This window comes from Pimelobacter sp. 30-1, from assembly GCF_018831735.1.
GTDB lineage: Bacteria > Actinomycetota > Actinomycetes > Propionibacteriales > Nocardioidaceae > Nocardioides.
In genome coordinates this window covers 99,393-124,548 of sequence record NZ_NHTS01000012.1, presented here as the reverse complement: position 1 = coordinate 124,548, position 25,156 = coordinate 99,393, and the positions used below count along the sequence as shown (strand labels likewise).

Below are 25,156 nucleotides of genomic sequence, written 5' to 3'. Positions count from 1 at the left end.
CCCCGGCCGGTAGAAGCGGCCGGAGCGGAGCGGGTGGCTCACGAACGGTAGAAGCATTCGTGAGCCGCCCGCCCGGACTCTAACAACCCACCCTCAGGAGAAGGAGAAGATGAACCCCATCGACCGCACCGTCCTGGTGCTCCAGCACATCGGCTGCGAGCCGCCGGCCACCTATGAGGAGATCCTCACCGCGCACGGCCTGGCGGTGCACCGGGTCGAGCTCGACGAGGGCGAGCCGCTGCCGGACCACCACGAGTTCGCGGCGGTCGTCGTGATGGGCGGGCCGATGGGCGCGCTCGACGACGAGGAGCACCCCTGGCTCGCGGCGGAGCGGGCCTACCTGGCGCGCGCGGTGGCGCTCGGCGTGCCGTACTGGGGCGTGTGCCTCGGGGCGCAGCTCCTGGCGGCGTCGCTGGGCGCCCGGGTCTACACCGGCGAGGTCCCCGAGGTCGGCACGTACGACGTCGAGCTGACCGCCGAGGCCGCGCAGGACCCGGTGTTCGGCCTGCTGCCCGACCGGTTCTCGGTCTTCCAGTGGCACAGCGACACCTTCGACCTGCCCGCGGGTGCTCGGCGGCTGGCCCGCTCGGCGTCGTACGACAACCAGGTGTTCGCGGTCGGGTCGGCCTACGGCGTGCAGTTCCACGTCGAGGTCGGCGCCGACCTGGCGGCGGAGTGGGCGCTCGTCGACTCCTACCGCACCGCGCTCGAGGACCTGTACGGCGCCGCCGGCACGCGCCGGGTCCTCGACGAGCTGGCCGAGACCGCCGAGGCCAACCGCAAGGTGGCGACGACGGTCTTCGAGGCCTGGCTGGAGACCTACGTGGGCCAGTAGTGGTCGTCCGGGGTGGTGCGGGCGCCGAAGATCGCCTGCCCCACCCGGACGCAGCCCGCGCCCTCCTCGACGGCGATCTCGTAGTCACCGGACATGCCCATGGACAGCTCGCCCGGACCGATCAGGGCGGGATCGCTCGCCCGGACGCGGTCGCGCAGCGTGCGCAGCAGCCGGAAGCAGGTCCGCACGCGATCGGCGTCGGCCGAGAGCACCGCCAGCGTCATCAGGCCGCGCATCCGCAGCGTCGGGTAGCGGGGGAGCGCCGCGAGGAAGGCCGGCAGCTCCTCGGGCGGCAGCCCGAACTTGGAGTCCTCGGCCGAGGTGTTGACCTGGACGTGGACGTCGAGGGTGCGCCCGGCGGCCTCGAGCCTGCGGTCGAGGGCCTCGGCGACCTTGAGCCGGTCCAGGGCCTGGAGCTCGGTGGCGAAGGCGGCGACGTCCTTGGCCTTGTTGGACTGCAGGTGCCCGATCACCGCCCAGGCGACGGGCAGGTCGGCGAGCGCTCGGTGCTTGCGCTGGGCCTCCTGCACCTTGTTCTCCCCGAGCAGGGTGGCGCCCGCGGCGACCGCGAGCCGGACCCGGTCCTCGGGGACGGTCTTGCTGACCGGCAGCAGCCGGACGCCGGCCGGGTCGCGCCCGGCGCGCCGGGCGGCGGCGTCGATGCGTGCCCGGACCGCGGCGAAGTTGGCCGCCACCTCGGCCGCGGTGCGCGCAGGGGGGTAGGGGTTTGGCATAGGCCAGATGCTACCTTTGGCCTATGCCAAAGGGGAACGACGGCGGACAGGCCTCCGGGACGCCGATCACCGGCCGGACGGCGGGCGAGATCGCGGCCAGCGTCCGGGCCCACGTCGACAGCGGCACGCTGGCCCCGGGGGCACCGCTGCCGCCGGTGCGCCACCTCGCCGAGGTGCTGGGCGTCAACCGCAACACGGTCGTCTCGGCCTATCGCCAGCTCGTCCAGGCCGGCGTCGCCCAGACCCGCGGCCGGGCCGGGACCACCGTCGCCGAGCGCCGCGAGAGCGCCGAGGAGGGCTTCGCGCGCGACACCGTGCTGCGCGACGTCGGCCACGGCAACCCGGCGCCCCGGCTGCTGCCCGACCTCGCGGCCGGCCTCGCCGCGGCGTCCCGGCCGGCCACGCTCTACGGCGAGCCGGTGATCGACCCCGAGCTGGCCGAGTGGGCGACCCGGTGGCTCGCCGCCGACCAGCCGCGCGACTTCCGGTTGACCGTGACCCACGGTGCGGTCGACGCGGTCGAGCGGCTGCTCGCCCAGGCGCTCACCCAGGGCGATGCGGTGGCGCTGGAGGATCCCTGCTTCCTGGCGAGCATCCACACCGTGCGGCTGGCGGGCTACCGCACCGTGCCCGTGCCGATCGACGACGAGGGGATGACGGTCGTCGGCCTGCGCGCCGCGCTGCGCGCAGGAGTGCGGGCCGTCGTGTGCACGCCGCGGGCCCACAACCCCACGGGGACCAGCCTCAGCGCGGCTCGCGCGGCCGCGCTGCGCGCGGTGCTCGCCGAGCACCCCTACGTCCTGGTCATCGAGGACGACCACTTCTCGCGCCTGGCGACCACCGGCTACCACAGCATCATCGGCCCCGGTCAGGAGCGCTGGGCGCTGGTGCGGTCGGTCTCGAAGTTCCTCGGCCCCGACCTGCGCCTGGCGTTCGTCGCCTCCGACCCCGAGACCGGCGGCCGGCTGGCCGCCCGGATCAGCCCCGGCACGACCTGGGTCAGCCACCTCCTCCAGCGGCTCGCGCGCACGTTGCTCCTCGACCCCGAGGCCGGCCGCCAGGTCGCGTCCGCCGCCGCGCACTACGCCGAGCGCAACGCCGCCTTCGTCGCCGCGCTCGCCGAGCACGGCGTCGACGCTCGGGCCGGCGACGGGCTCAACGTGTGGGTCGACGTCCAGGACGAGGCGACCCGGGTCGCCCGGCGCCTCATGCACCGCGGCTGGCTCGCCCGGTCCGGCGACGACTTCGGCCTCGTCGCGGGCGGTCGTGCGGCGCGGCACCTGCGGCTCACCGTCCACGACCTCGACGAGGACGGCGCCGCCGCGCTCGTCGCCGACGTGGCGGCCGCCGTCGCCGCCGCCGACACCCCCCACCCTCCGGAGAGGACACCATGACCGTCACCGACCCCACGCCGACCGCGCGCGTGCTCAACGCCGACCTGGACGAGATCGACCCCGCGATCGCCGAGGTGCTCGACGCCGAGCTCCGCCGGCAGCGGCGCGGCCTGGAGATGATCGCCAGCGAGAACGTCGCACCCCGGGCGGTGCTCCAGGCGCAGGGATCGGTGCTCACCAACAAGTACGCCGAGGGCTACCCGGACCGGCGCTACTACGGCGGCTGCGAGCACGTCGACGTCGCCGAGAGCCTCGCCATCGAGCGGGCCAAGACGCTCTTCGGGGCCGCGCACGTCAACGTCCAGCCGCACTCGGGTGCCCAGGCCAACGCCGCGGTGCTCGCCGCGATCGCCCAGCCCGGCGACGTCATCCTCGGCCAGGAGCTCGCCCACGGCGGTCACCTGACGCACGGGATGCCCGCCAACTTCTCGGGCCGGCTCTACGACGCACGCTCCTACGGCGTCGACCGGTCGTCGTACCGGCTGGACATGGAGCAGGTCCGCGAGCGTGCCCTCGCCGAGCGGCCGCGGGTGCTGATCGCGGGCTGGTCGGCGTACCCGCGGCACCTGGACTTCGCCGCCTTCCGCTCGATCGCCGACGAGGTGGGCGCGGTGCTGTGGGTCGACATGGCGCACGTCGCCGGGCTCGTCGCGACCGGTCTGCACCCCGACCCGGTCCGGTACGCCGACGTGGTCACCACGACCACGCACAAGACGCTCGGCGGTCCCCGCGGCGGGCTGATCCTGTGCGGCGCCGACCGGGCCCGGAAGATCGACTCGACGGTCTTCCCCGGTCAGCAGGGCGGGCCGCTCATGCACGTCATCGCGGCCAAGGCGACCGCCCTGCTGCTCGCCGGCACCCCGGAGTTCCGCGAGCGCCAGGAGCGCGTCGTGCGGGGCGCCCGGATCGTCGCGGAGCGGCTCACCGCTCCCGACCTCGCCGCGGCCGGGATCTCGGTGCTGACCGGCGGCACCGACGTCCACCTGGTGCTGCTCGACCTGCGCGACGCGACGCTGTCCGGCCTCGACGCCGAGCGCCGGCTGGGCGACCTGGGCATCACCACCAACCGCAATGTCGTCCCCTTCGACCCGCGCCCGGCCTCGGTCGCCTCGGGGCTGCGACTGGGGACGCCCGCGCTGGCGGCCCGCGGCTTCGGCGACGCCGACTTCACCGAGATCGCCGATGTCGTCGCCCAGGCGCTCCTCGGTGCCGACCCGGACGCGCTGCGCGCCCGGGTCGACCGGCTCGTCGCCGCGTACCCGCTCTACGACGGCGAGTCCGCTCGGCGCTGAGGCCTCCGGTACTGTCCGGCACCATGCGGATCGTCGGCCTCCTCATCGCGCTCGCCATGGTGCTGGGCGGGGGCTTCATCGCGCTCGCGGGGATGGGCTACGTCGGATCGAGCTCGGACACGAGCCAATCCTGGTCCATGCTCGGCTCCCTGATCGCCGGCCTGGGCGTCGCGCTCGGGATCTCGGTGGCGCGCCCGCCCCGCTAGGACGAGCGCGCCGGGTCGTTCGGGCCGGACTGCTCAGCGCAGGACGGGGAACCTCCGGACCAGTGCGGTCCGCGACCACGCGTGCCCCAGGCCCCAGGTGGCGCCGGCTCCGGCGAGGCCGAGCACCGCCATGCTGATCGCGCCGAGGACGTGCTCGTCGAGGACGGGGTTGTTGGCGGGCGGCAGCACGACCGTCCACATCAGCAGGTACATCACGAAACCGGCGATCGTCCCGAGCCGCATGCCGATGCCGAAGGTCAGCGCGACGCCGATGCCGAGCAGGCCGAGCATGAACGCCCAGTCCGCGAACGCCGTGCCCGCCAGGCTGTTCCAGAATCCCTTGAACGGACCGTCGGCGCCGAAGGCGAGGAAGCCCTCCGTGGGGCTCCCGCCGTGGATCCAGGCCGCGGGACCGAAGCGGTCGAGCGTGCCGGCCTGGTCGTAGCCGGTGTGGTAGCCGAGCGCGAGCAGCTTGTCGAAGAACGCCCACAGGAACGTCAGGCCGAAGGCGATGCGGAGTGCGGCCAGTGCCCGGCGGACGGCCGGGCCGGTGACGGCCGACTCCTCGTCGTGGTCGACGATGCTGTGGAGATGGGTGGCGATGGTGGCCATGGTCTCCTCCTTCTGGTGGTGGGGTGCTTCGAGTGCACCACCGGGCGCGGTGCCGGGGTCAGGGCCGCAGGTCGGCGCGCGAGGGGCCGAAGGTCCCGGAGCACGGCGCTACGCTCCGCACCGTGGGCATGCAGGCGGCGTACACGCTGGTCGACGAGGAGACCCTCGACCGGCTGGTCGGCCTCGACCCGGCCGGCCTGGGCGACGCGCTCGACGCGCTGGAGGAGTCCGGTGCGCCGACGACCTACCTCGACAAGTTGTGGGACGGCCTGCACTTCCTGCTCACCGGGGTCAGTGCGTCGGAGCCGCGCGAGGGTGATCCGCTCAGCGAGGCGGTCGTCGGCGTGCACGTCTTCGACGCCGAGGTGTACGCCGGCTGCACCGAGGCCGACGAGCTGGCGGCAGTCGTCGCGGCGCTCGAGGCGGTCGACCTGGCGGGGCTGCTGGCGGCGGCCGACCTGGCGTCGTACGACGGGGCGGGGGTCTACCCGCGGACCTGGACGGCCGATCCCGACGGGCTGCGCGCCGAGCTGGCCGAGGCGTTCGGGCTGCTCCTCGAGGTGCACCGCGCGGCGCTGGCCGCGGGGCAGCACCTGGTCGTCAGCATCATGTGACCTGCGTCGCTTCTCCTGGACCTCAAGTCCAGTTGAGGTTCTAGCCTTCGTTCCGAGAAGAACGGAGACCTCATGACGTACGTCATCTCGCAGCCGTGCGTGGACCTCAAGGACCGCGCCTGTGTCGACGAGTGCCCGGTGGACTGCATCTACGACGGGGAGCGGATGCTCTACGTCCACCCCGACGAGTGCGTGGACTGCGGCGCCTGCGAGCCGGTGTGCCCGGTCGAGGCGATCTACTACGAGGACGACCTGCCGGGGGACCAGAAGGTCTACCTGGAGGTCAACACGGCCTTCTTCGACACCATCGGCTCCCCGGGCGGCGCCGCCCGCTTCGGGGCCGCCCCGGACCACCCGCTGGTCGCCGCCCTGCCGCCCCAGGAGGCGGCGTCGTGAGCGGCACGGGATCGCTGGGGGACCGGTTCAAGGCGGGCTTCCGGCGGCACGCCGCGGGCGTCGCGATCGTCGTGGGGGAGACCCCGGACGGCCCGGTCGGCACCACCGTGTCGAGCGTCGCATCCGTCAGCGCCGAGCCGCCGATCCTCTCGCTCTCCCTCGCCCGCACCGGTACGACGGGCGCCCGCCTGGTCGGCTGCTCCGCCCTGACCGTGTTCGTGCTCGCCGCCCGCCAGGACGGGCTCGCCGCGACCTTCGCCGACCGGCAGACCGAGCGGTTCACCGCCGAGCAGGGCTGGGTGCGCGACGAGCGCGGGCTGGTGCTGCCCGGTGCCGTCGCCACCTTCCGCGGCCGCCCCGCCCACGTGATCCCGGCCGGCAGCTCCTGGCTGGTGCTGCTCGACGTCGACGAGGTCGTCCTCGGTGCCCCGGACGCGCCGCTGGTCCACCACGACCGTGCCTACTGGACACCGGCCCCCGTGCCGGAGACCCGCGCCCAGCGCCCGCTGCGCGTGGTCGAGGGCTGAGCGCGCCGGCCGGCGCCGCCCGTCGTACCCATCACCGGAAAGGAACATCCATGCGCTTCTTCGCGCCCACCGTCGAGGTCGCCGCCCACTGCGACCTGCCCTGCGGCGTCTACGACCCCGCCCAGGCCCGCATCGAGGCCGAGTCGATCAAGGCCGTCATCGCCAAGGCCAACGACAGCGACGACCCCGACTTCCGCACCCGCGCGATCCTCATCAAGGAGCAGCGCTCCGAGCTGGTCAAGCACCACCTCTGGGTGCTGTGGACCGACTACTTCAAGCCCCCGCACTTCGAGAAGTACCCCCAGCTCCACACGCTGGTCAACGAGGCCACCAAGCTGGCCGGCGCGACCGGCACCAAGGGCACCCTCGACGCCGCCAAGGCCGACGAGCTCCTCGCCAAGATCGACGAGATCGCCGACATCTTCTGGGCGACCAAGCAGGCCTGAGCCCCCCTAGTCAGGCCGGGAACGGCCGGTCCGCGAGTCCCCAACGGCGCGCGGGCCGGCCGTTCGGCACGTCAGGGCCGCTCGTCCGGGCCGGTCGAGGGGTCCGTCGCGGGGCCGGACTCCGGGGAGCCGGACTCCGAGGAGCCGGGCTCGGTGTCGAGGCGCTCGGGGTCGTGGGCGACCTCCTCGCTGCGCCGGCGGTCGGCCGCGAACGCCCCCACCAGGCCGAGGGCGACGAACGCCACGACGAGCACTCCGGCGATGATGGCGAGGGTCAGGATCATGTCCGGAGCGGTACCCGCCGCCCTCCGGCGCATCCGGGCCCGGTGCCGGCTGCGACACGCACCCCGAGTCTTGACTCATTCAAGATAAGTGGCATGCTGGACCCATGACCGCGCCCGACTTCCAGCAGCAGCTGCGGGACGTCGCGCTCCGGGTCACCCGGCCCCGCCTCGCCGTCCTCGAGGCGGTGCACGCGGCCCCGCACGCCGACACCGAGACCCTCATCGCGGCCGCTCGCGCGCTGCTGCCCGAGGTGTCCCACCAGGCGGTCTACGACTCGCTCCACACCCTCACCCAGTCCGGCCTGGTGCGCAGCATCAAGCCCGCCGGCTCGGTGGCGCGCTACGAGACCCGCACCGGCGACAACCACCACCACGTGGTGTGCCGCTCGTGCGGCGAGATCGCCGACGTCGACTGCGCCGTCGGCCACGTGCCGTGCCTGACCGCCTCCGACTCCCACGGGTTCGTCATCGACGAAGCCGAGGTCATCTACTGGGGCCTCTGCCCCGACTGCACATCCCGCCCCCTGTAGTTCCCGAAAGGAACCCGATGCCCGAGAGCACCGAACACACCGAACCCCTCGTGACCGAGGAGCCGCAGGACGCCGCGCAGTCCGGCGGCAAGTGCCCGGTCATGCACGGCGGTCTGACGCACCCCACCACGGGCTCGCCGAACCAGCAGTGGTGGCCGAACAAGCTCAACCTCAAGATCCTCGCCAAGAACCCGGCCGTGGCCGACCCGTTCGGTGGCGACTTCGACTACAAGCGCGCGTTCCTCGCGCTCGACCTCGAGGCGGTCAAGGCCGACATCACGGCCGTCCTGACCGACTCCAAGGACTTCTGGCCGGCCGACTTCGGCCACTACGGCCCGTTCTTCGTGCGGATGGCCTGGCACGCGGCCGGCACCTACCGCGCCACCGACGGCCGGGGCGGCGCCGGGCACGGTCAGCAGCGCTTCGCGCCGACCAACTCCTGGCCCGACAACGGCAACCTCGACAAGGCCCGCCGCCTGCTGTGGCCGGTGAAGAAGAAGTACGGCAAGTCCCTGTCCTGGGGCGACCTGCTGATCCTGGCCGGCAACGTGGCCCAGGAGGACATGGGTCTGCCGATCTTCGGCTTCGGCGGCGGTCGCTCCGACGTCTGGGAGGCCGACGACGACATCTACTGGGGTCCCGAGACCGAGTGGCTCGAGGACGAGCGCTACACCGGTGAGCGCGACCTCGAGGACCCGCTCGCCGCGGTCCAGATGGGCCTCATCTACGTCAACCCCGAGGGCCCCAACGGCAACCCCGACCCGCTGGCGTCGGCCGTCGACATCAAGGACACCTTCGGCCGGATGGGCATGACGGTCGAGGAGACCGTCGCGCTGATCGCCGGTGGTCACACCTTCGGCAAGACCCACGGCAACGGCCCGGCCGAGGCCGTCGGCCCCGAGCCGGAGGCCGCCCCGATCGAGGAGCAGGGCCTGGGCTGGAAGTCCTCGCACGCCTCGGGCAAGGGCATCGACGCCATCACGTCGGGCCTCGAGGTCACCTGGACCTACCACCCGATCCGCTGGGACAACGAGTTCTTCCACATCCTCTTCGCCTACGACTGGGAGCTCTTCCACTCCCCGGCCGGCGCGCAGCAGTGGCGTCCGGTCAACAACGGCGGTGCCGACCTGGTGCCCGAGTCGTTCGGTGACGGCAAGCGCGAGCCGCGCATGCTGACCTCCGACCTCGCGCTGCGCGAGGACCCGGAGATGCGCGAGATCTCGCTGCGCTTCAAGGAGGACCAGGCGGCGTTCACCGACGCCTACGCCCGCGCGTGGTTCAAGCTGACCCACCGCGACATGGGCCCGAAGTCGCGCTACCTCGGCGCCGACGTCCCGGCCGAGGACTTCGTCTGGCAGGACCCGATCCCCACCGGTACGGCGCTCACCGACGCCCAGGTCACCGGGCTCAAGAACGCGATCGCCGACGCCGGCCTGACCGTCTCCCAGCTCGTCTCGACCGCGTGGGCCTCCGCGTCGACCTACCGCGGCTCCGACAAGCGCGGTGGCGCCAACGGTGCCCGGATCGCCCTGGAGCCGCAGAAGTCGTGGGCGATCAACCGCCCGGCCGAGCTCGCGCCGGTCCTGGCCAAGCTCCAGGAGATCGCTACTGCTCAGGGTGCCTCGCTGGCCGACACGATCGTGGTCGCCGGCTCCGTGGGTGTCGAGCAGGCCGCCGCCGCGGCGGGCGTCGACGTCACCGTCACGACCACCACCGGTCGCGGTGACGCCACCCAGGAGCAGACCGACGTCGAGTCGTTCGGCTACCTCGAGCCCAAGGCCGACGGCTTCCGCAACTACCTGCCCAAGTCGAGCAAGTACCCGAGCGAGTTCGCGCTCATCGACCGCGCCAACCTGCTGGGCGTCAGCGCGCCGGAGCTCACCGTCCTCATCGGCGGCCTCCGCGTGCTCGGCACCAACTGGGACGGCTCGGACCTCGGCGTGCTCACCGACCAGCCGGGCGTGCTGACGAACGACTTCTTCGTCAACCTGCTCGAGCTCGGCACGACCTGGACCGCGACGGACGCCTCCGAGGAGGTCTTCTCGGGCACCACCGAGGACGGCCGCACCTGGACCGGCAGCCGCAACGACCTGGTGTTCGGCTCCAACTCCGAGCTCCGTGCCGTCGCCGAGGTCTACGCCAGCGACGACGCCAAGGAGAAGTTCGTCCGCGACTTCGTCGCCGCCTGGACCAAGGTCATGGACGCTGACCGCTGGGACCTGCGCTGAGCATCGCTCCGCGCTGATCACCGCGCGACCGGAGGCCGCCCCGCACCCGCGGGGCGGCCTCCGTGCCGTTTTCGGGCGACAGGGCAGGATGTGCTCATGACCGACGCGCCCGACAACAGCGGCATCGCCTACGTCCACGTGCCCGAGAAGCGCCGCTACGAGATCCGCGACGGCGAGACGCTCGCGGGCTTCACGCAGTACCGCCTGCCCGACGAGGTGCACGTCGACTTCGTGCACACCGAGGTCGACGACGCGTACGGCGGCCGCGGGCTCGCCGGCGAGGTGGTGGCGTTCGCGCTGGCCGACGTCCGCGCCCAGGGCAAGCGGATCATCGCGCACTGCCCCTACGTCGCGAAGTGGCTCACCAAGCACCCCGAGTACGACGACATCACCGACCCGGCGGCATGACCACCCCGCTCTACCTCGACAAGGCGGTCCCCGCGGCGTACGCCGCCGCGGCCGAGCTGGCCCGCCAGGCCGGCGCCGCGGCCGAGGCGGCCGGTCTCGACCGGATCCTGGTCGAGCTGGTCAACCTGCGGGTCTCCCAGCTCAACGGCTGCGCGTTCTGCCTCGACCTGCACCACCGCCGGGCGGTGCGGGCGGGGGAGTCGGAGCGCCGGCTCGCGCTGCTGCCCGCGTGGTCCGAGACGAGCCTGTTCACGGCACCGGAGCGGGCCGCGCTGGCGCTGGCCGAGTCGGTCACCACGCTGCCCGGTGCGGACGACCGGCGCCGGACCGAGGACGAGTGCCGTGCCGTGCTGGGCGACGGCGCGTTCGCGGCGGTCGCCTGGGTGGCGCTGACGATGAACGCCTTCAACCGGATCTCGATGACCAGCCATCACCCGGTGACATAGCGCGCCAGCCCCACGAGTGCGCCGGCGCCGATGAACCAGGCGCTGTTGAGCCGGGTACGCCACAGCAGGAGCAGCGTGCCGAGCGCGAGGGCGACGGTGAGGACGTCGACCAGCCCGGTCCGGCCGAGCTGGAGCGCGACGCCCGCCATCAGCGCGAGCGCGGTGGCGTTGAGCCCGTCGAGCAGGGCGGAGGTCCAGGCGCGCGAGCGCAGCCAATCGGTGAGCCGGGTGAGCAGCCCGACGAAGACGAACGACGGCAGGAAGATCGCGACCGTCGCGACGAAGGCGCCCGGCAGGCCGGCGACGAGGTAGCCGAGGAAGGTCGCGGTCGTGAACACCGGTCCGGGCGTCACCTGGCCGATCGAGACCGCGTCGAGGAGCTGCTGGTGGCTCACCCAGCCGAGGCGGTCGACGAAGTCGCCCTCGAGGAAGGCGATGAGCACGTAGCCGCTGCCGTAGAGCACCGAGCCGATCTTGAGCATCGTCCAGAAGAGCTCGACCAGGCGCCCGTCGACCGGTCCCGCCGCGACGAGCAGCGGGAGGGCGACGAGAGCGTGGTCGCCGCGGCGGGCCAGTGCGCGCACGCCGCGGGCGAGGGCGGCGAGGGCGGCGCCGGCGAAGAGCACGGCCAGCTCCGGCGCCCCGAGCAGGTACGCCGTGAGCGCGGCCGCCGCGAGCAGCACCCGCCAGGGCGAGGCCAGCACCGTGCGCCCGAGGCCCACCAGCGCCCACGCCACGATGGCGACCACGACCGGCACGACGCCGTACAGGAGGGCGCCGACGGCGGGGGTGTGGCCGTACTCGACGTAGGCCCACGCGAGCCCGGTGACCAGCAGTGCCGCGGGCAGGATGAAGCACACGCCGGCGGCGACCAGCCCGCGCCAGCGCGCCCGGTCGTGGCCGAGGTGGATCGCCAGCTCGGTGGAGTTCGGGCCGGGGATCAGGTTGGTCGCGCCCATCAGGTCCGCGAACCGCTGGTCGGTGACCCAGCCGCGGCGGCGGACCAGCTCCTCGCGCATCAGCGCGATGTGCGCGGCCGGTCCACCGAAGGCGATGAGCCCGAGCCGCAGGAAGACGCCGGCGACCTCCCGCACCGACCCCATCACTCAGGTGATGGTGAGACCGCCGTCGACGGCGATCGTCTGGCCGGTCAGGTATCCGGCGGCGTCGGAGGCGAGGAAGACGACGGTCGCGGCGAGCTCGCGGGCATCGCCCTTGCGGCCGGCGGGGATGCGCGCCTGCTGCTGCTCCAGGTAGCCCGGCGGGTACTCGTCGGTCATCTCGGAGGCGAAGAAGCCCGGCGCGATCGCGTTGACCCGGATGCCCTTGCGCCCGGTCCACTGCTGGGCCAGGTCGCGGGTCAGGCCGATGATCCCCGCCTTGGACGCGGCGTACGCAGCCTGGGGGAGCCCCGCGGTGGTGATGCCGAGGACCGAGGAGATGTTGATGATGCTCGACCCGGGCTGCATCACGCGGCCGCAGGACTGGGCCATCCAGTAGCTGCCGTTGAGGTTGACGTCGATGACCTGGCGGAACTGCTCGGGCGTCTCGCGCGTGGCCGGTACGGCGGTGCCGATGCCGGCGTTGTTGACGAGGATGTCGACCTTGCCGAGCTCGGCGACGGCGGCGTCGACGAGTGCCTGGCACGACGCGGGTTCGGCGACGTCGGTGGCGACGCTGATCGCCCGGCGTCCGGCGGCCTCGACCAGGCGCGCGGTGTCGGCGAGCCGGTCGACGCGGCGTGCGCCGAGGGCGACGTCGGCGCCGGCCTCGGCCAGTGCCCGGGCGAAGTCGACGCCGAGCCCGGAGCTCGCGCCGGTGACGACGGCGACCTTGCCGTCGAGTCGGAACAGGTCGGTGACGGTCATGTCCGCACGGTAGCGGCCCGCGGCGGCGGCCGGCGGAACCGGGGGGAGCCGCGATGTGGACCCCGGGTGCACACCACGCATCGAGTTCCCTAAGGTATGCCTTACCTAATTCCGAGAGGTTCCCGCATGATCCCCCTGACCCCCCGCCTCCCGCTCCGCGCTGCCGTGGCCGGGCTGTCGCTCGCCGCGCTCGTCCTCGCGGGCTGCTCGACCGAGGCCGCGACGGACGAGCCGACGGCCGAGAAGCGCCAGCAGCTCTTCGACGACCAGTGCGCGGGCACCGTGATCCCGGACCTGCCCGACCTGGAGCCGCTCCCGGCCGAGGACGGCACGAGCAAGGTGACCACCGAGTTCGGTGACGTCGACCTGCCGACGCACCCGAAGGCCGCGCTCGGCATGTACACGACCGACGTCGACATGCTCATCTGGCTGCGCTACCCGCTCGCGAAGAGCCAGCCGATCCGCGGTGACGGCTACAAGACCTTCCCGTGCTTCTTCCCCTACGACCCGCTCGACGGGGTCAGCACGTTCGGCAACTACCCGGACTACGACTTCGAGTCGATCCTCCTGGCCGAGCCGGACTTCATCCTCAACGGCCTCGGCTACGACAAGAAGGTCGTCAAGCGGCTGCCCTCGATCGCGCCGACGTTCAGCGTCGACGCCTTCGACGGTGAGAGCTGGATGACCCACTTCGAGGACACCGCCCGGCTCCTGGGCCGGACCGAGTACTACGACGCCTGGAAGAAGATCTACGACGAGCGCGTCGCCGAGGTGAAGAAGGAGCTCGGCGACCTCTCCGGCGTCGTCGTGTCCCCGGTCGGCTACTGGGAGGGCAAGATCCAGACCGGCTGCTACTCCGGCGTCGAGTGCCAGGTCTTCGACGACCTCGGCCTCAAGATCAACGACTCCTCGCTGGCCAACGACCGCGAGGGCGAGGCGCTCAGCGGCGAGCAGCTCGGCAAGCTCCAGGACGTCGACTACGGCTTCATGATCAAGGCCCTCGGCACCGCGGGGCAGGACGAGTACGACAAGACGATCACCGAGCTCGACAAGAACGCCCTGTGGGCCGGGCTCCCGTTCGTCCAGGACGACCACATCGTCACCTACGAGATGGAGATGACCTACGGCTCGCCCAGCGGTCAGCTCGCCTTCCTCGAGGTCGTCCGCGAGCAGCTCGCCGCGAAGGGAGTCGGCAAGTGAGCGCCGCCGAGCTGGAGATGACCGTGCACCACGCCGAGGTCGTGGCCGCGACCGACCTGAGCGCGGGCATGCGCCGGGTGGTGTTCGGTGGCAGCGGGCTCGACGGCTACCGGAGCACCGGGGTCGGCGACGAGTACATCCGGCTGCTCTTCCCGGTCGACCCGGCCGGGCGGCCCGACCTGCCGGGCGTGGTCGACGGCAACCTCGACTACGGCTCCATCGACACCGACCAGCTGCGCACCTACACGGTGCGCGACTGGGACGACGACGCGCGCCTACTCACCGTGGACTTCGTCGTCCACGAGGGCGGCGTCGCGGCGACCTGGGCGCGGCAGGCCGCGCCGGGACAGGTGATCGGGCTCAACAGCCCCACCGCGCTCTACTCGCCGCCGGCCGGCCTCGAGTGGCAGGTCCTGGTCGCCGACTACGCCGGCCTGCCGGCCGCGGTGCGGCTGGTGGAGACCACGCCCGGCGTCCGGACCCGGCTCGTGCTGGAGGTGCCGGACGCGTCGTACGAGCTGGCGGTGCCGGAGCGTCCCGACCTCGAGGTGGTCTGGATCCACGGCGGCAACGGCCATGCGCCGAGCCGGCTCGAAGAAGTCGTCCGCTCGCTGCCGCGCCCCGAGGGGGTCGGCTACGTGTGGGTGGCGGGGGAGTCCAAGGTCCTGCGCGGGGTGCGCAAGTACCTGCGCCAGGAGCTGCGGCTGCCCGCGGCGGCGTACAAGACGGTGGGCTACTGGATCGAGGACGCCGAGCGGTGGCGCGAGCGCTACGACGCGCTCGGCGACGACATCCGTGCCGCGCTCGACGCGATCTGGGAGCAGGAGGGCAGCGACGAGGAGCTCGAGGACCGCTACGAGGCACGGCTCGCCGAGCTCGGGTTGTGAGCAGCGACCTCCGGGGCATCCGGTGGGCCCTGCTGGTGCTGGCGGTCCTCGTGGTCGCGAGCCTGCTCTTCGGCTCGCGGCCGCTGGCGCCCACCGACGTGGTCGCCGCGCTGTTCCGTGACAACGGCGACGCGCACACGATCGTGGTCGAGCAGCGCATCCCGCGCACGGTCCTCGGGCTCCTGGTCGGGCTGGCGCTCGGCCTGTCCGGCGCACTGATGCAGGGGATGACCCGCAACCCGCTGGCCGATCCGGGCCTGCTCGGGGTCAGCGCGGGCGCCGCGTTCGCCGTGGTGCTCGGCACGATCCTGGCGCCGGGTGCGAGCGGAGCCGCGATGGTGTGGTTCTCGTTCGTGGGCGCGGGCCTGACCACGGCGGCGGTCTACGTCATCGGCAGCCTCGGCGGCCGGGGCCGCTCGCCGGCCACGCTCGTGCTGACCGGGATGGCGATCGGCGCGGTCCTCGCCGGGCTGACCCAGCTGCTGGTGCTCTTCAACGAGCGGGCGTTCATCGCCGCCCGGGCGTTCTACGCCGGCTCGCTCCAGGGCACCGACTGGGCGCTGATCGGACAGGTCGCCCCCTTCCTCGTCGTCGGTACGGCGGTCGCGGCCTTCGCCGCCCGCGGTCTCAACGCCGTCGCACTGGGGGACGACGTCGCGGCCGCGCTCGGCGTACGGCCGTGGGCGGTGCGCGTCCTCTCCGTCGTCGGCGTCACCGTGCTCTGCGGTGCCGCCACCGCGGCGGTCGGCGCCGTGTGGTTCGTGGGCCTCATGGTCCCGCACGTCGCGCGCTGGATCACCGGCCCCGACCAGCGCCGCATCCTGGCCTGGTCCGCGGCGCTCGGCGCGCTGCTCATGGTCGGCGCCGACGTGGTCGGCCGGGTGGTCGTGATCCCCGACGAGGTCCCCGCGGGCGTGGTCACCGCGATGCTCGGCGCCCCGGTGCTCATCGCACTGGTCCGGCGCCGGACGGCGAGCCCGGTGTGAACGTCCAGGTGCGCCTCGGAAGCGCGTTCTCGTGGCGGGTCCCGGCACGGACCCTCGTCGTCACCATCCTGCTCTGCCTCGTCGCGGTCGCCGCCGCGATCGCCGGCCTGGCCATCGGCAAGGTCCAGATCTCCGCGGTCGACGTCGTGCGCACGCTCGTGGGCCACACGAGCCCGGCGCTGGAGACCGTCGTCACCGAGTGGCGCCTGCCGCGGGTGCTCCTCTGCCTGGTCTTCGGCGCAGCGCTGGGTGTCGCCGGCGCGGTCTTCCAGTCGCTGACCCGCAACCCGCTGGGCAGCCCGGACATCATCGGCTTCGACGCGGGTGCCTACGCCGGAGCGGTGATCACCATCGTCGCGGTCCACTCGACGCGGCTGGTCCTGCCCGGTGCGCTGGTCGGCGGCATCGCCACCGCGCTCCTGGTCTACCTGCTGGCCTACCGCCAGGGTGTGCACGGCTTCCGGCTCATCATCGTCGGCATCGGCGTCACCGCGATGCTCGGCTCCCTGACCACCTGGCTGCTGCTCAAGGCGCCGCTCGCGATCGCCCAGATGGCCGCGGTCTGGGGCGCCGGCAGCGTCAACGGGCTGACCTGGTCCGACCTGCGCACCGGGGCGATCGGCATCGCCCTCGGACTGGTGGTCGTGTGCTGGTTCGGCCGGCACCTCGCCGCGCTCGACCTGGGGGACGACGCGGCCGCGGCGCTCGGCGTACCGGTGGAGCGGGCGCGGCTGGGCCTCCTGGTCGGTGCGACCGCGCTCACCGCGAGCGTCACCGCCGTCGCCGGACCGATCACGTTCGTCGCCCTCGCGGCGCCCCAGCTGGCCCGGCGCCTGACCCGCTCGGCGGGTGTCCGTAGGGTGCCCTCCGCGGCCATGGGCGCCTGCCTCGTCGTCGTTGCCGACTTCGTCGCGCAGCACGCCTTCCCCGCACTGGTCCCGGTCGGTCTCGTGACGATCGTGGCCGGTGGCGCCTACCTCGTCTGGGTGCTTCTCGTCCAGGCACGCAAGGAGATCCGATGACCCTCGAAGCACAGGACCTGACGTTCGGCTACGCCGGACGCCCGATCGGCGAGCACGTCGACCTCACCATCGAGGACGGCTCGTTCACCGTCATCGTCGGGCCCAACGCGTGCGGCAAGTCGACCCTGCTGCGTGCCCTGTCCCGGCTGCTCAAGCCGACCGGCGGCCAGGTCCTGCTCGACGGCAAGGCGATCAGCAGCCTCGGCTCCAAGGAGGTCGCGCGCCGGCTCGGGCTGCTGCCCCAGACCGCGCTCGCGCCCGAGGGGATCACCGTCGCCGACCTGGTCGGCCGCGGCCGGCACCCCTACCAGTCGGCGCTGCGGCAGTGGTCGCGCGAGGACGAGGCGGCGTGCCGCGAGGCCCTCGACGCCACCGGTACGACGGACCTCGCCGACCGCCTCGTCGAGGAGCTCTCCGGCGGCCAGCGGCAGCGGGTCTGGATCGCCATGGTGCTCGCCCAGCAGACCGGCCTGCTCCTGCTCGACGAGCCCACCACGTTCCTCGACATCGCCCACCAGATCGAGCTGATGGAGCTGCTCACCCGGCTCAACCGCGAGGGCCGCACGATCGTCGCGGTGCTCCACGACCTCAACCAGGCCGCGCGCTACGGCACCCGCATCGTCGCCCTGCGCGACGGCGCCATCGTGGCCGAGGGCCGTCCGGCCGAGGTGGTCACGGCCGCGACCATCGAGCAGGTCTTCGACCTGCCCTGCAAGGTGATCGACGACCCGGTCTCCGGCGCCCCCCTGGTGCTGCCGCTCGGCGGTCTCCATGGCTGAGCCGGCCACCCGCGCGCCCAGCCCCGGCGGGCTGCTGCGCGACGCGATCACCGCGCAGCCGTGGCGGGTCACGCTCGCGACGGTCTGCGCGATCGGCCACCAGGCCGGTGAGGCGATGGTGCCGGTCGTCGTCGGCCTCGCGCTCGACCGCGGAGTCAGCGCCCGCGACGACCAGGCCCTGCTGCGCTGGGTGCTCGTGCTGGCCGTGACCTTCGCCGTGCTCTCGTTCTCCTACCGCTGCTTCGACCGCACGGCGACCCGGGTCGCCGCCGACGCCGAGGTCGCCCTGCGCCGCCGGGTCGCGGCCCACCTGCTCGACGTCCGCGGCGTCGGGCCGCACGACAACGGCTCCGGCGGTCTGGCCGAGGTCGCCTCCTCCGACGTCCGCACCGTCGCGGAGAGCTCGGGCGTGCTCCAGATGTTCGCCGCCGGCCTGGCCGGCATGCTCGTCGCCGTCGTCGCGCTGCTGCGGATCCACCCGGTCGTCGGCCTGGTCGTCGTGGTCGGCGTCATCGTCGTGACCCTGCTCCTGCACCGCGCCTCGGTCCTCCTGGAGCGCCGGGTCATCGCCGACCGCCAGGCCAGCGCCGAGGCGGCCGACGCGGCAGCCGACCTGCTCACCGGGCTGCGCGTGCTCAAGGGCCTCTCCGCCGAGGACGCGGCCAGCCGCCGCTTCCGCCTGGTCAGCGGGCACGCCCTGGGCGCCGCGCTCCGCAGCGCTCGTGCGGGCGCCGGCTTCGAGGCCCTGGCCGCGCTCGCGCCGGCCCTGCTGGTCGCCGCGACCGTCGCGGTCGCCGGCGGGCTCGCGCTCGACGGCCGGCTCAGCCTCGGCGCCCTCGTCGCCGCGCTCGGTCTCGCCCAGTTCCTGTCCGGACCGCTCCAGATGGTCGCCTACACCTTCGCCGAGCTCGCCACGGTCCGCGCGGCCGCGGCGCGGGTCTCCGGGGTGCTGGTGACCCCGCCGCCGCCGTACGGCGACGCGTCGCTGGCCGACCCGCCCGGCCCCCTCGACGTCGACGGCCGGGTCGTCGACCTGCCCGGCAGCGCGCTGCGGTTCCGGCCCGGCGCCGCCACCGGTGTGGTCGGCAGCCCCGAGCAGCTCGAGCGCCTCGCCGCCGCGCTCACCGGCGAGCCGCGTCCGCACGGCGACCTGGTCCGCCTGGACGACGTCGTCCTCAGCACCGCCGAGCCGGCCGCGCTGCGTCGTACCGTCGTCGTGGCGCCGCACGACGCGCGCCTCTTCACCGGCACCCTCGCCGACAACGTCGACGGTGCCGACCGCGACCCCGGCGCCGTCGCCGCGGCCATCGACGCCGCCGCCGTCACCGACGTCCTCGACGTCATCCCCGGCGGGCTCGACGCCCAGGTCGGCGAGGGCGGACACCTGCTCTCCGGCGGCCAGCGGCAGCGGGTCGGCCTGGCCCGGGCGCTGGCCGTGGACGCCCCGGTCCTGGTGCTCCACGAGCCGACCAGCGCCGTCGACTCCGTGACCGAGGCGCTCATCGCCGAGCGCCTGGTCGCCGTCCGCGCCGACCGGACCACGGTCGTGCTCACCACCAGCCCCGTGCTCCTCGACGCCTGCGACGAGGTGGTGTGGCTCGACGGCGAGGTCGTCGTCGGCACCCACCACACGCTGCTCGACCACACCGAGTACGCCGCGGCGGTGCTCCGATGAGCGCCCTGATCGGGATCGGCTCCGGTCGCGCGATCCTGCGCGAGCTGCGCCGGATCCTGCGTCCCCGTGCCGCTCTCGCGGCCGCCGCCGTCGTGATGATGGTCGTCGCGGCGGTCGCCGGCATCGCCGTCCCGGTCGTCATCGGCCGCGTCGTCGACCGGGTCCTCGCGCCCGGCGCCGACGGCGGCACGCTGACCGGTCCGGTCCTCGCGCTCGTCGCGCTCGCGGCCCTGGCCGGCGTGGCCGGCCTCGTCGCCGAGCTGCTCATCGCCCAGGTCGGCGAGCCGGCGGTCGCCGAGCTGCGCGAGGACGTGCTCGACCACGCCCTCCACCTCGACTACGGCATCGTCGAGGACTCCGGCACCGGCGACCTCCTCGCCCGGGTCAGCCAGGACGTCCGGGCGCTCGCCGAGGTCGTCCGTGCCGTGCTGAGCCGGTTCGGCGGCGCCGCCGTCACGCTCGTGCTCAGCGTGGTGGGCCTGGCGTTCGTCGACTACCGCTTCGCGCTGGCCGCGCTGGTCGCCGTACCGATCCAGCTCTGGGCGACCCGTGCCTACCTCCGCCTGGCCGGGCCGACGTACCGCCGGCTGGCCACCGCCGAGGGCGCCGAGGTGCAGCAGATCCTCGAGTCCGTCCAGGCCAGCGGCACCGTCCGCGCCTTCGGCCTCGGGGAGCGCCACCGCGAGATCATCCGCGAGCGCGCCCTCGCCACCCGGTCGCTGCGCCTCGACGCCGTGGTCATGCGGACCACGTTCTTCCAGCGCCTCAACCTCGCCGAGTACGTCGGCACGAGCGCGATCCTCGTCGTCGGTGGCTGGCTGGTCACCCGCGACGCGGTCACCGCGGGTGACGCGACCGCGGCCGCGCTGATGTTCATCCGGCTCTTCAACCCGATCAACATCGTGCTCGCCCTGCTCGAGGACGTGCAGTCCGCGGCGGCCGGCCTCGGCCGTCTGGTCGGCGTGCTGGACGCGCCGCGCCGCGTGGTGCCCGCGGGCAGCGACGTCCCGGTGCAGGATCGCTCGGTGCGGTTCGCGGGCGTCGGCTTCGGCTACCACCCCGACCACCCGGTCCTGCACGAGGTCGCCTTCGAGGTCGCCCCGGGGGAGCGGCTCGCCGTCGTCGGCGCCAGCGGCGCCGGCAAGTCCACGCTCGGTGCGCTCGTCACCGGCCTGCGCCTGCCCACCACGGGCGCGGTCTGGCTCGGCGGTGCCACCACCGCCGAGCTGCCGCCCGAGGTGCTGCGCCACTCCGCGGCGCTCATCACCCAGGACGTGCACCTGTTCCGCGGCTCCCTGAGCGACGACCTGCGCCTGGCCGCGCCCCAGGCGAGCGACGACGAGCTCACCGCCGCGCTCGACCTGGTCGGTGCGCTCGGCTGGGCGAGGGCGCTGCCGGAGGGGCTCGACACCACGGTCGGTGCCGGCGGTCATGCGCTCACCGCGCTGCAGGCCCAGGAGGTCGCGCTGGCCCGGCTGGTGCTCGCGGACCCGCCGGTCGTCGTACTGGACGAGGCGACGGCGGAGGCCGGCAGCGCCGGTGCCCGCCAGCTCGAGGGGGCCATCGAGCGCGCCACCGCCGGCCGGACGACGATCATCGTCGCCCACCGGCTCAGCCAGGCCGCGCGCTGCGACCGGGTCGCCGTCATGGAGCACGGCCGGCTCGTCGAGCTCGACACCCCGGACGCGCTGCGCGCCGCCGGGGGACCGTTCGCCCGGCTGTGGGCCGCGTGGGCCCGCGGTACGGACGAGGGACCGGAGGCAGGGGAGGAGTAGGATGACCGCGTGCGGATGATCCTGCTTCTTACCTAGCCGCGTCGACGACCAGACCGGTCGACGCGGCGGCCCCTCCCTGTCGAGGGGCTTTTGCATGTCCAGGGCAGAGACGAGAGAGCTGAGATGAGCGAGAACGACGGCCACAACGAGGTCCACTACGACGTGCACGCGGTCGAGGAGAAGTGGCTGCCGGTCTGGGAGTCGCTCGATCCCTTCCGTGCCGACGACGCGGCGGTGACCTCGGGCGAGCGCGAGAAGCGCTACGCGCTGACGATGTTCCCCTACCCGAGCGGCGACCTGCACATGGGTCACGCCGAGGTCTTCGCGATCCACGACGTGATCTCGCGCTACTGGCGGCTGCGCGGCTACGAGGTGCTCAACCCGATGGGCTGGGACTCCTTCGGCCTGCCCGCCGAGAACGCCGCGATCAAGAACGACGAGCACCCCGCGACCTACACCTACGCCAACATCGAGACGCAGTTCGCCTCGATGAAGCGCTACGGCGTCAGTTTCGACTGGTCGCGCCGGCTGCACACCTCGGACCCCGAGTACTACAAGTGGACCCAGTGGCTGTTCCTGAAGTTCCGCGAGAAGGGCCTGGCCTACCGCAAGAACTCGCCGGTCAACTGGTGCCCCAACGACCAGACCGTGCTGGCCAACGAGCAGGTGCTGGCCGACGGCACCTGTGAGCGCTGCGGCGCCGTCGTCACCAAGCGCGAGCTGACCCAGTGGTACTTCAAGACCACCGAGTACGCCCAGGAGCTGTACGACTGCCTCGACGACCTGCAGGGGTCGTGGATCGGCAAGGTCGTCAACGCCCAGCGCAACTGGATCGGCCGCTCCGAGGGTGCTCACGTCACCTTCGAGGTCGAGGGTCACGAGCCGGTCACCGTGTTCACCACGCGTCCCGACACCCTGTTCGGTACGACGTTCATGGTCGTCGCGGTCGACGCCAAGCTGGCCGAGGAGCTGGTCACCGACGAGCACCGCGCCGACTTCGAGGCCTACCGCGACGAGATCCGCAAGGCCAGCGACATCGACCGCCTGGCCACCGACCGGCCCAAGACCGGCGTCTTCCTGGGCGTCCACGCGACCAACCCCCTGACCGGCGAGAAGCTGCCGGTCTGGGCGACCGACTACGTGCTGGCCGACTACGGCACCGGCGCGGTCATGGGCGTGCCCGGCGGCGACCAGCGCGACTGGGAGTTCGCCACGAAGTTCGGCCTGCCGATCCTGCGCACCACCGAGCCGCCCGCCGACTGGGAGGGTGAGGCGTTCAACGGCGAGGGGCCGGCGATCAACTCGCCCGCGCCCGGCGTGACGTCGGCGCTCGACCTCAACGGCCTGTCGGTCGCCGAGGCCAAGAGCGCCACCATCGCGCACCTGACCGAGATCGGGTCCGGCGACGGCACCGTCAACTTCCGGCTGCGCGACTGGCTGCTGTCGCGGCAGCGCTACTGGGGCGCGCCCATCCCGATCATCCACTGCCCGGTCGACGGCGAGGTGCCCGTTCCCGAGGACCAGCTGCCCGTCGAGCTGCCCGAGCTGCGCGGCGCCGACCTGAAGCCCAAGGGGACCTCGCCGCTGGGCGCCGCGCGTGAATGGGTCGAGGTCACCTGCCCCCAGTGCGGTGGACCGGCGACCCGCGACACCGACACGATGGACACCTTCGTCGACTCGTCGTGGTACTTCTTCCGCTACCTGTCGGCCCACGACAGCACCCAGGCCTTCGATCCCGCGCTGGCCAAGGCGTGGGGGCCGATCGACCTCTACATCGGCGGCGACGAGCACGCCGTCCTGCACCTGCTGTACGCGCGCTTCTTCACCAAGGTGCTGCGCGACATGGGGCTGATCGACTGGGACGAGCCGTTCTCGGCGTACCTGTCGCAGGGCAAGGTCATCAACAACGGCCGCAAGATGAGCAAGTCGCTGGGCAACGGCGTCAGTCTGGGGGGACAACTCGAGGAGTTCGGGGTCGACGCCGTCCGGCTGACCCTGGTCTTCGCGAGCCCGCCCGAGGACAACGTCGACTGGGCCGACGTCTCGCCGGCCGGGTCGGCGAAGTTCCTGCAGCGCGCCTGGCGCCTGTCCGGTGACGTGACCTCGGCCCCCGGCGTCGCGCCGGCCGACGGCGACGTCGCGCTGCGCAAGGTCACCCACAAGACCGTGCACGAGGCGGCCCAGCTGCTGGAGTCCTACCGCTTCAACGTCGTCATCGCCCGCACCATGGAGCTGGTCAACGCCACCCGCAAGGCGATCGACAGCGGCTGCGGCCCTGCGGACCCCGCCGTGCGCGAGGCGGCCGAGACCGTCGCGATCCTGCTGTCGATGGTCGCGCCCTACACGGCCGAGGAGATGTGGGAGCGCCTGGGCCACCAGCCGACCGTCGCGAACGCGCCCTGGCCGGACGTCGATCCCGCGCTGCTGGTCGACGACGCGGTCACGGCCGTCGTCCAGATCCAGGGCAAGGTGCGCGCCCGCCTGGAGGTCTCCCCGGACATCTCCGAGGCCGACCTGGAGGCCGCCGCCCTCGCCGACCCCGGCGTGGCCAAGGCGATCGACGGGCGTCCGGTGCGCAAGGTCATCGTCCGCGCGCCCAAGCTCGTCAACATCGTCGTCTGAGACGACGGGGCTGCTCAGCCCTCGCTGTCGGTGTCCTCGAGCGCCGCGGCGAGGGCCTCGAGCTCGGCGCGGCGGTGGGCGTCGTACGGGAAGTCGTGGCTGGGGCCGATCGCGCACGTGATCTTGGCCCGCGGGCGCTTGCCGTCGGTGAGGGTCAGGCGCGGGCGCTGCCAGACGTGCAGGCGGTGGGTGTCGGTGCGGCCGAACATCTCCAGCACCTGCCCGTCGAAGACCAGCAGCGTCCTGTCGTCGGGCTGGGCCTTGATCGTCGCCATGGCGCGACTGTAGGCCACCGGCGTCCGGGCGGCCTCGCGCGGCGGGCGCTCTGAGGCTGCTACCGATAACCTCGGCCCATGTCGATCGTCGTGGTCACCGACTCCACCTCGACCGTCCCGGCCGAGGTCGCCGCGGCGCGGGGGGTTCGCGTCGTACCGCTGCAGGTGGTCATCGACGACGACGTCTACGACGAGGGCGCCGACGAGGTCACCCCCGAGCGGCTCGCCGTCGCCCTGCGCGAGAAGCATGCGGTCAGCACCTCCCGCCCCGCCCCGACGGTCTTCGCCGACCTCTACGCCGAGCTCGCCGCCGGCGGCGCGACCGAGATCGTCTCGGTGCACCTGTCCGCCGAGGTCAGCGGGACCTTCGAGTCCGCCCTCGTCGCCTCCCGCACCGCCCCGGTACCGGTCACCTGCGTCGACACCCGCCAGGTCGGCGTCGCGACCGGCTACGCCGTCGAGTCCGCCCTCGCCGTCATCGCCGGCGGCGGTACGGCGGCCGAGGCCGCCGCCGCGGCCCGCGCCCGCGCCGCGGCCGCCACCTCGCTCTTCTACGTCAACACCCTCGAGTACCTCCGCCGCGGCGGCCGGGTCGGCGCCGCCGCCGCCGTCTTCGGCGGCGCCCTGGCCGTCAAGCCCCTCCTCGGCATCGTCGACGGCGTCATCGCCCCCCAGGCCAAGGTCCGCACCGCCGCCAAGGCGATCGCCCGCCTCGAGGCCCTCGCCCTCGAAGCCGCCGGCGAGGCCACCGTCGAGGTCTGCGTCGCCCACCTCGCCGCCGAGGAGCGCGCCCTCGCCCTGGCCGAGCGCCTCGGCGAGCAGCTGGGGGAGCGGCTCATCCCCGCCTGCACCGGCGAAGCCGTGCGCTGCGTCGAGCTCGGCGGCGTCCTCGGCGCCCACGTCGGACCGGGCATGCTCGCGATCTGCGTCGCGCCCGTCGAGCCCCTCGCACCCCCCGCCACCTCCGAGGCCTGAGCCGCCGTCGCCCGGGCGTCACTCCCGCCCCTCCCGCACCACCCACAGCCACTCTTCCTCCACCCCCGGCGCCCCGGCCCTCCCCCTTCCACAGCGCCCCTCCGGCCCCCTCGCCCTCCGGCCACCCCTGCCTAGCGTTC

At 73.3% G+C, this 25,156-nt stretch carries 27 protein-coding genes; 21 read left to right on the top strand and 6 right to left on the bottom strand.

Going from position 1 to position 25,156, the window contains the following annotated elements; genetic code table 11:
* Window positions 1-109: 109 nt before the first annotated feature.
* Entirely contained in the window at window positions 110-835 is a 726-nt protein-coding gene (locus CCO04_RS25010; RefSeq protein WP_215816900.1) for a type 1 glutamine amidotransferase, read from the top strand.
* Here the strand turns inward: CCO04_RS25010 and CCO04_RS25005 are convergent.
* Complete coding sequence (locus tag CCO04_RS25005; protein ID WP_215816899.1) at window positions 820-1,569, bottom strand: YggS family pyridoxal phosphate-dependent enzyme; 750 nt, start codon at window positions 1,567-1,569, stop codon at window positions 820-822. The two genes, CCO04_RS25010 and CCO04_RS25005, sit on opposite strands and share 16 nt — an antisense overlap.
* Window positions 1,570-1,592: 23 nt before the next feature.
* On the opposite strand from CCO04_RS25005, the gene CCO04_RS25000 reads away from it, so the two are divergent.
* The 3 genes from CCO04_RS25000 to CCO04_RS24990 are packed head-to-tail and all read left to right on the top strand — an operon-like array spanning window position 1,593 to window position 4,461.
* A complete protein-coding gene (locus CCO04_RS25000; protein WP_215816898.1) occupies window positions 1,593-2,963 on the top strand; it encodes an aminotransferase class I/II-fold pyridoxal phosphate-dependent enzyme in 1,371 nt (456 codons plus the stop codon).
* Window positions 2,960-4,255 (top strand): serine hydroxymethyltransferase, encoded by a 1,296-nt coding sequence (gene glyA / locus CCO04_RS24995; RefSeq protein ID WP_215816897.1) that lies wholly within the window; start codon window positions 2,960-2,962, stop codon window positions 4,253-4,255. The genes CCO04_RS25000 and glyA overlap by 4 nt, the downstream gene beginning before the upstream one ends.
* Window positions 4,256-4,278: 23 nt before the next feature.
* Window positions 4,279-4,461 carry a hypothetical protein gene (locus CCO04_RS24990; protein WP_215816896.1) on the top strand — a complete coding sequence of 61 codons (183 nt, stop codon included), beginning with the start codon at window positions 4,279-4,281 and terminating at the stop codon, window positions 4,459-4,461.
* Window positions 4,462-4,494: 33 nt separating this feature from the next.
* Here the strand turns inward: CCO04_RS24990 and CCO04_RS24985 are convergent, their stop codons facing one another.
* Window positions 4,495-5,073 (bottom strand): hypothetical protein, encoded by a 579-nt coding sequence (locus tag CCO04_RS24985; protein WP_215816895.1) that lies wholly within the window; start codon window positions 5,071-5,073, stop codon window positions 4,495-4,497.
* 128 nt (window positions 5,074-5,201) lie between these two features.
* Between CCO04_RS24985 and CCO04_RS24980 the strand changes: the two genes are divergently transcribed.
* The 4 genes from CCO04_RS24980 to sodN all read left to right on the top strand — a co-directional run bounded on the left by CCO04_RS24980 (window position 5,202) and on the right by sodN (window position 7,056).
* Entirely contained in the window at window positions 5,202-5,687 is a 486-nt protein-coding gene (locus CCO04_RS24980) for a DUF1877 family protein (protein ID WP_252373880.1), read from the top strand.
* 72 nt (window positions 5,688-5,759) lie between these two features.
* Entirely contained in the window at window positions 5,760-6,083 is a 324-nt protein-coding gene (fdxA, locus tag CCO04_RS24975) for a ferredoxin (RefSeq protein ID WP_215816893.1), read from the top strand.
* Window positions 6,080-6,610 (top strand): flavin reductase family protein, encoded by a 531-nt coding sequence (locus CCO04_RS24970; RefSeq protein ID WP_215816892.1) that lies wholly within the window; start codon window positions 6,080-6,082, stop codon window positions 6,608-6,610. Before fdxA ends, CCO04_RS24970 begins: the two co-directional genes overlap by 4 nt.
* A 50-nt stretch (window positions 6,611-6,660) precedes the next feature.
* Window positions 6,661-7,056 (top strand): superoxide dismutase, Ni, encoded by a 396-nt coding sequence (sodN, locus tag CCO04_RS24965; protein WP_215816891.1) that lies wholly within the window; start codon window positions 6,661-6,663, stop codon window positions 7,054-7,056.
* Window positions 7,057-7,127: 71 nt separating this feature from the next.
* On the opposite strand, the gene CCO04_RS24960 is transcribed toward sodN, so the two are convergent.
* The gene (locus CCO04_RS24960) at window positions 7,128-7,340 is read right to left on the bottom strand and encodes a hypothetical protein (protein WP_215816890.1); all 213 of its coding nucleotides are present in this window, start codon (window positions 7,338-7,340) and stop codon (window positions 7,128-7,130) included.
* A gap of 104 nt (window positions 7,341-7,444) precedes the next feature.
* On the opposite strand from CCO04_RS24960, the gene CCO04_RS24955 reads away from it, so the two are divergent.
* The 4 genes from CCO04_RS24955 (at window position 7,445) to CCO04_RS24940 (ending at window position 10,952) form a co-directional block, all read left to right on the top strand.
* Window positions 7,445-7,870 (top strand): Fur family transcriptional regulator, encoded by a 426-nt coding sequence (locus CCO04_RS24955; RefSeq protein WP_215816889.1) that lies wholly within the window; start codon window positions 7,445-7,447, stop codon window positions 7,868-7,870.
* 17 nt (window positions 7,871-7,887) lie between these two features.
* Window positions 7,888-10,098, top strand: coding sequence for a catalase/peroxidase HPI (gene katG, locus CCO04_RS24950; RefSeq protein WP_215816888.1), 2,211 nt, complete (start codon window positions 7,888-7,890; stop codon window positions 10,096-10,098).
* Between the two features lie 96 nt (window positions 10,099-10,194).
* The gene (locus CCO04_RS24945) at window positions 10,195-10,506 is read left to right on the top strand and encodes a GNAT family N-acetyltransferase (RefSeq protein WP_215816887.1); all 312 of its coding nucleotides are present in this window, start codon (window positions 10,195-10,197) and stop codon (window positions 10,504-10,506) included.
* Complete coding sequence (locus CCO04_RS24940) at window positions 10,503-10,952, top strand: carboxymuconolactone decarboxylase family protein (RefSeq protein ID WP_215816886.1); 450 nt, start codon at window positions 10,503-10,505, stop codon at window positions 10,950-10,952. The genes CCO04_RS24945 and CCO04_RS24940 overlap by 4 nt, the downstream gene beginning before the upstream one ends.
* Here the strand turns inward: CCO04_RS24940 and chrA are convergent.
* Complete coding sequence (chrA, locus tag CCO04_RS24935; protein WP_215816885.1) at window positions 10,937-12,055, bottom strand: chromate efflux transporter; 1,119 nt, start codon at window positions 12,053-12,055, stop codon at window positions 10,937-10,939. The two genes, CCO04_RS24940 and chrA, sit on opposite strands and share 16 nt — an antisense overlap.
* A gap of 3 nt (window positions 12,056-12,058) precedes the next feature.
* Complete coding sequence (locus tag CCO04_RS24930; protein ID WP_215816884.1) at window positions 12,059-12,820, bottom strand: SDR family NAD(P)-dependent oxidoreductase; 762 nt, start codon at window positions 12,818-12,820, stop codon at window positions 12,059-12,061.
* Window positions 12,821-12,946: 126 nt separating this feature from the next.
* Here CCO04_RS24930 and CCO04_RS24925 point away from each other — a divergent pair, with 126 nt between their 5' ends.
* The 8 genes from CCO04_RS24925 (at window position 12,947) to leuS (ending at window position 23,766) form a co-directional block, all read left to right on the top strand.
* Window positions 12,947-14,020: an ABC transporter substrate-binding protein gene (locus CCO04_RS24925; RefSeq protein ID WP_215816883.1), complete on the top strand. Its 1,074-nt coding sequence runs from the start codon at window positions 12,947-12,949 to the stop codon at window positions 14,018-14,020.
* Window positions 14,017-14,907: a siderophore-interacting protein gene (locus CCO04_RS24920; protein WP_215816882.1), complete on the top strand. Its 891-nt coding sequence runs from the start codon at window positions 14,017-14,019 to the stop codon at window positions 14,905-14,907. The genes CCO04_RS24925 and CCO04_RS24920 overlap by 4 nt, the downstream gene beginning before the upstream one ends.
* Window positions 14,904-15,893, top strand: coding sequence for an iron ABC transporter permease (locus CCO04_RS24915; protein ID WP_308281519.1), 990 nt, complete (start codon window positions 14,904-14,906; stop codon window positions 15,891-15,893). The genes CCO04_RS24920 and CCO04_RS24915 overlap by 4 nt, the downstream gene beginning before the upstream one ends.
* Window positions 15,894-15,901: 8 nt before the next feature.
* Window positions 15,902-16,915, top strand: coding sequence for an iron chelate uptake ABC transporter family permease subunit (locus CCO04_RS24910; protein ID WP_308281518.1), 1,014 nt, complete (start codon window positions 15,902-15,904; stop codon window positions 16,913-16,915).
* Complete coding sequence (locus CCO04_RS24905; RefSeq protein ID WP_215816880.1) at window positions 16,912-17,694, top strand: ABC transporter ATP-binding protein; 783 nt, start codon at window positions 16,912-16,914, stop codon at window positions 17,692-17,694. Before CCO04_RS24910 ends, CCO04_RS24905 begins: the two co-directional genes overlap by 4 nt.
* Entirely contained in the window at window positions 17,687-19,369 is a 1,683-nt protein-coding gene (locus CCO04_RS24900) for an ABC transporter ATP-binding protein (protein WP_215816879.1), read from the top strand. Before CCO04_RS24905 ends, CCO04_RS24900 begins: the two co-directional genes overlap by 8 nt.
* Complete coding sequence (locus tag CCO04_RS24895; protein WP_215816878.1) at window positions 19,366-21,144, top strand: ABC transporter ATP-binding protein; 1,779 nt, start codon at window positions 19,366-19,368, stop codon at window positions 21,142-21,144. Before CCO04_RS24900 ends, CCO04_RS24895 begins: the two co-directional genes overlap by 4 nt.
* Before the next feature lie 123 nt (window positions 21,145-21,267).
* Window positions 21,268-23,766, top strand: a complete 2,499-nt coding sequence (gene leuS / locus CCO04_RS24890) for a leucine--tRNA ligase (protein ID WP_215816877.1) — start codon at window positions 21,268-21,270, stop codon at window positions 23,764-23,766.
* A 14-nt stretch (window positions 23,767-23,780) separates the two neighbouring features.
* Here the strand turns inward: leuS and CCO04_RS24885 are convergent, their stop codons facing one another.
* The gene (locus CCO04_RS24885; protein ID WP_215816876.1) at window positions 23,781-24,041 is read right to left on the bottom strand and encodes a hypothetical protein; all 261 of its coding nucleotides are present in this window, start codon (window positions 24,039-24,041) and stop codon (window positions 23,781-23,783) included.
* Between the two features lie 78 nt (window positions 24,042-24,119).
* On the opposite strand from CCO04_RS24885, the gene CCO04_RS24880 reads away from it, so the two are divergent.
* Complete coding sequence (locus CCO04_RS24880) at window positions 24,120-25,016, top strand: DegV family protein (RefSeq protein WP_215816875.1); 897 nt, start codon at window positions 24,120-24,122, stop codon at window positions 25,014-25,016.
* The last annotated feature ends 140 nt before the right edge of the window (window positions 25,017-25,156 follow it).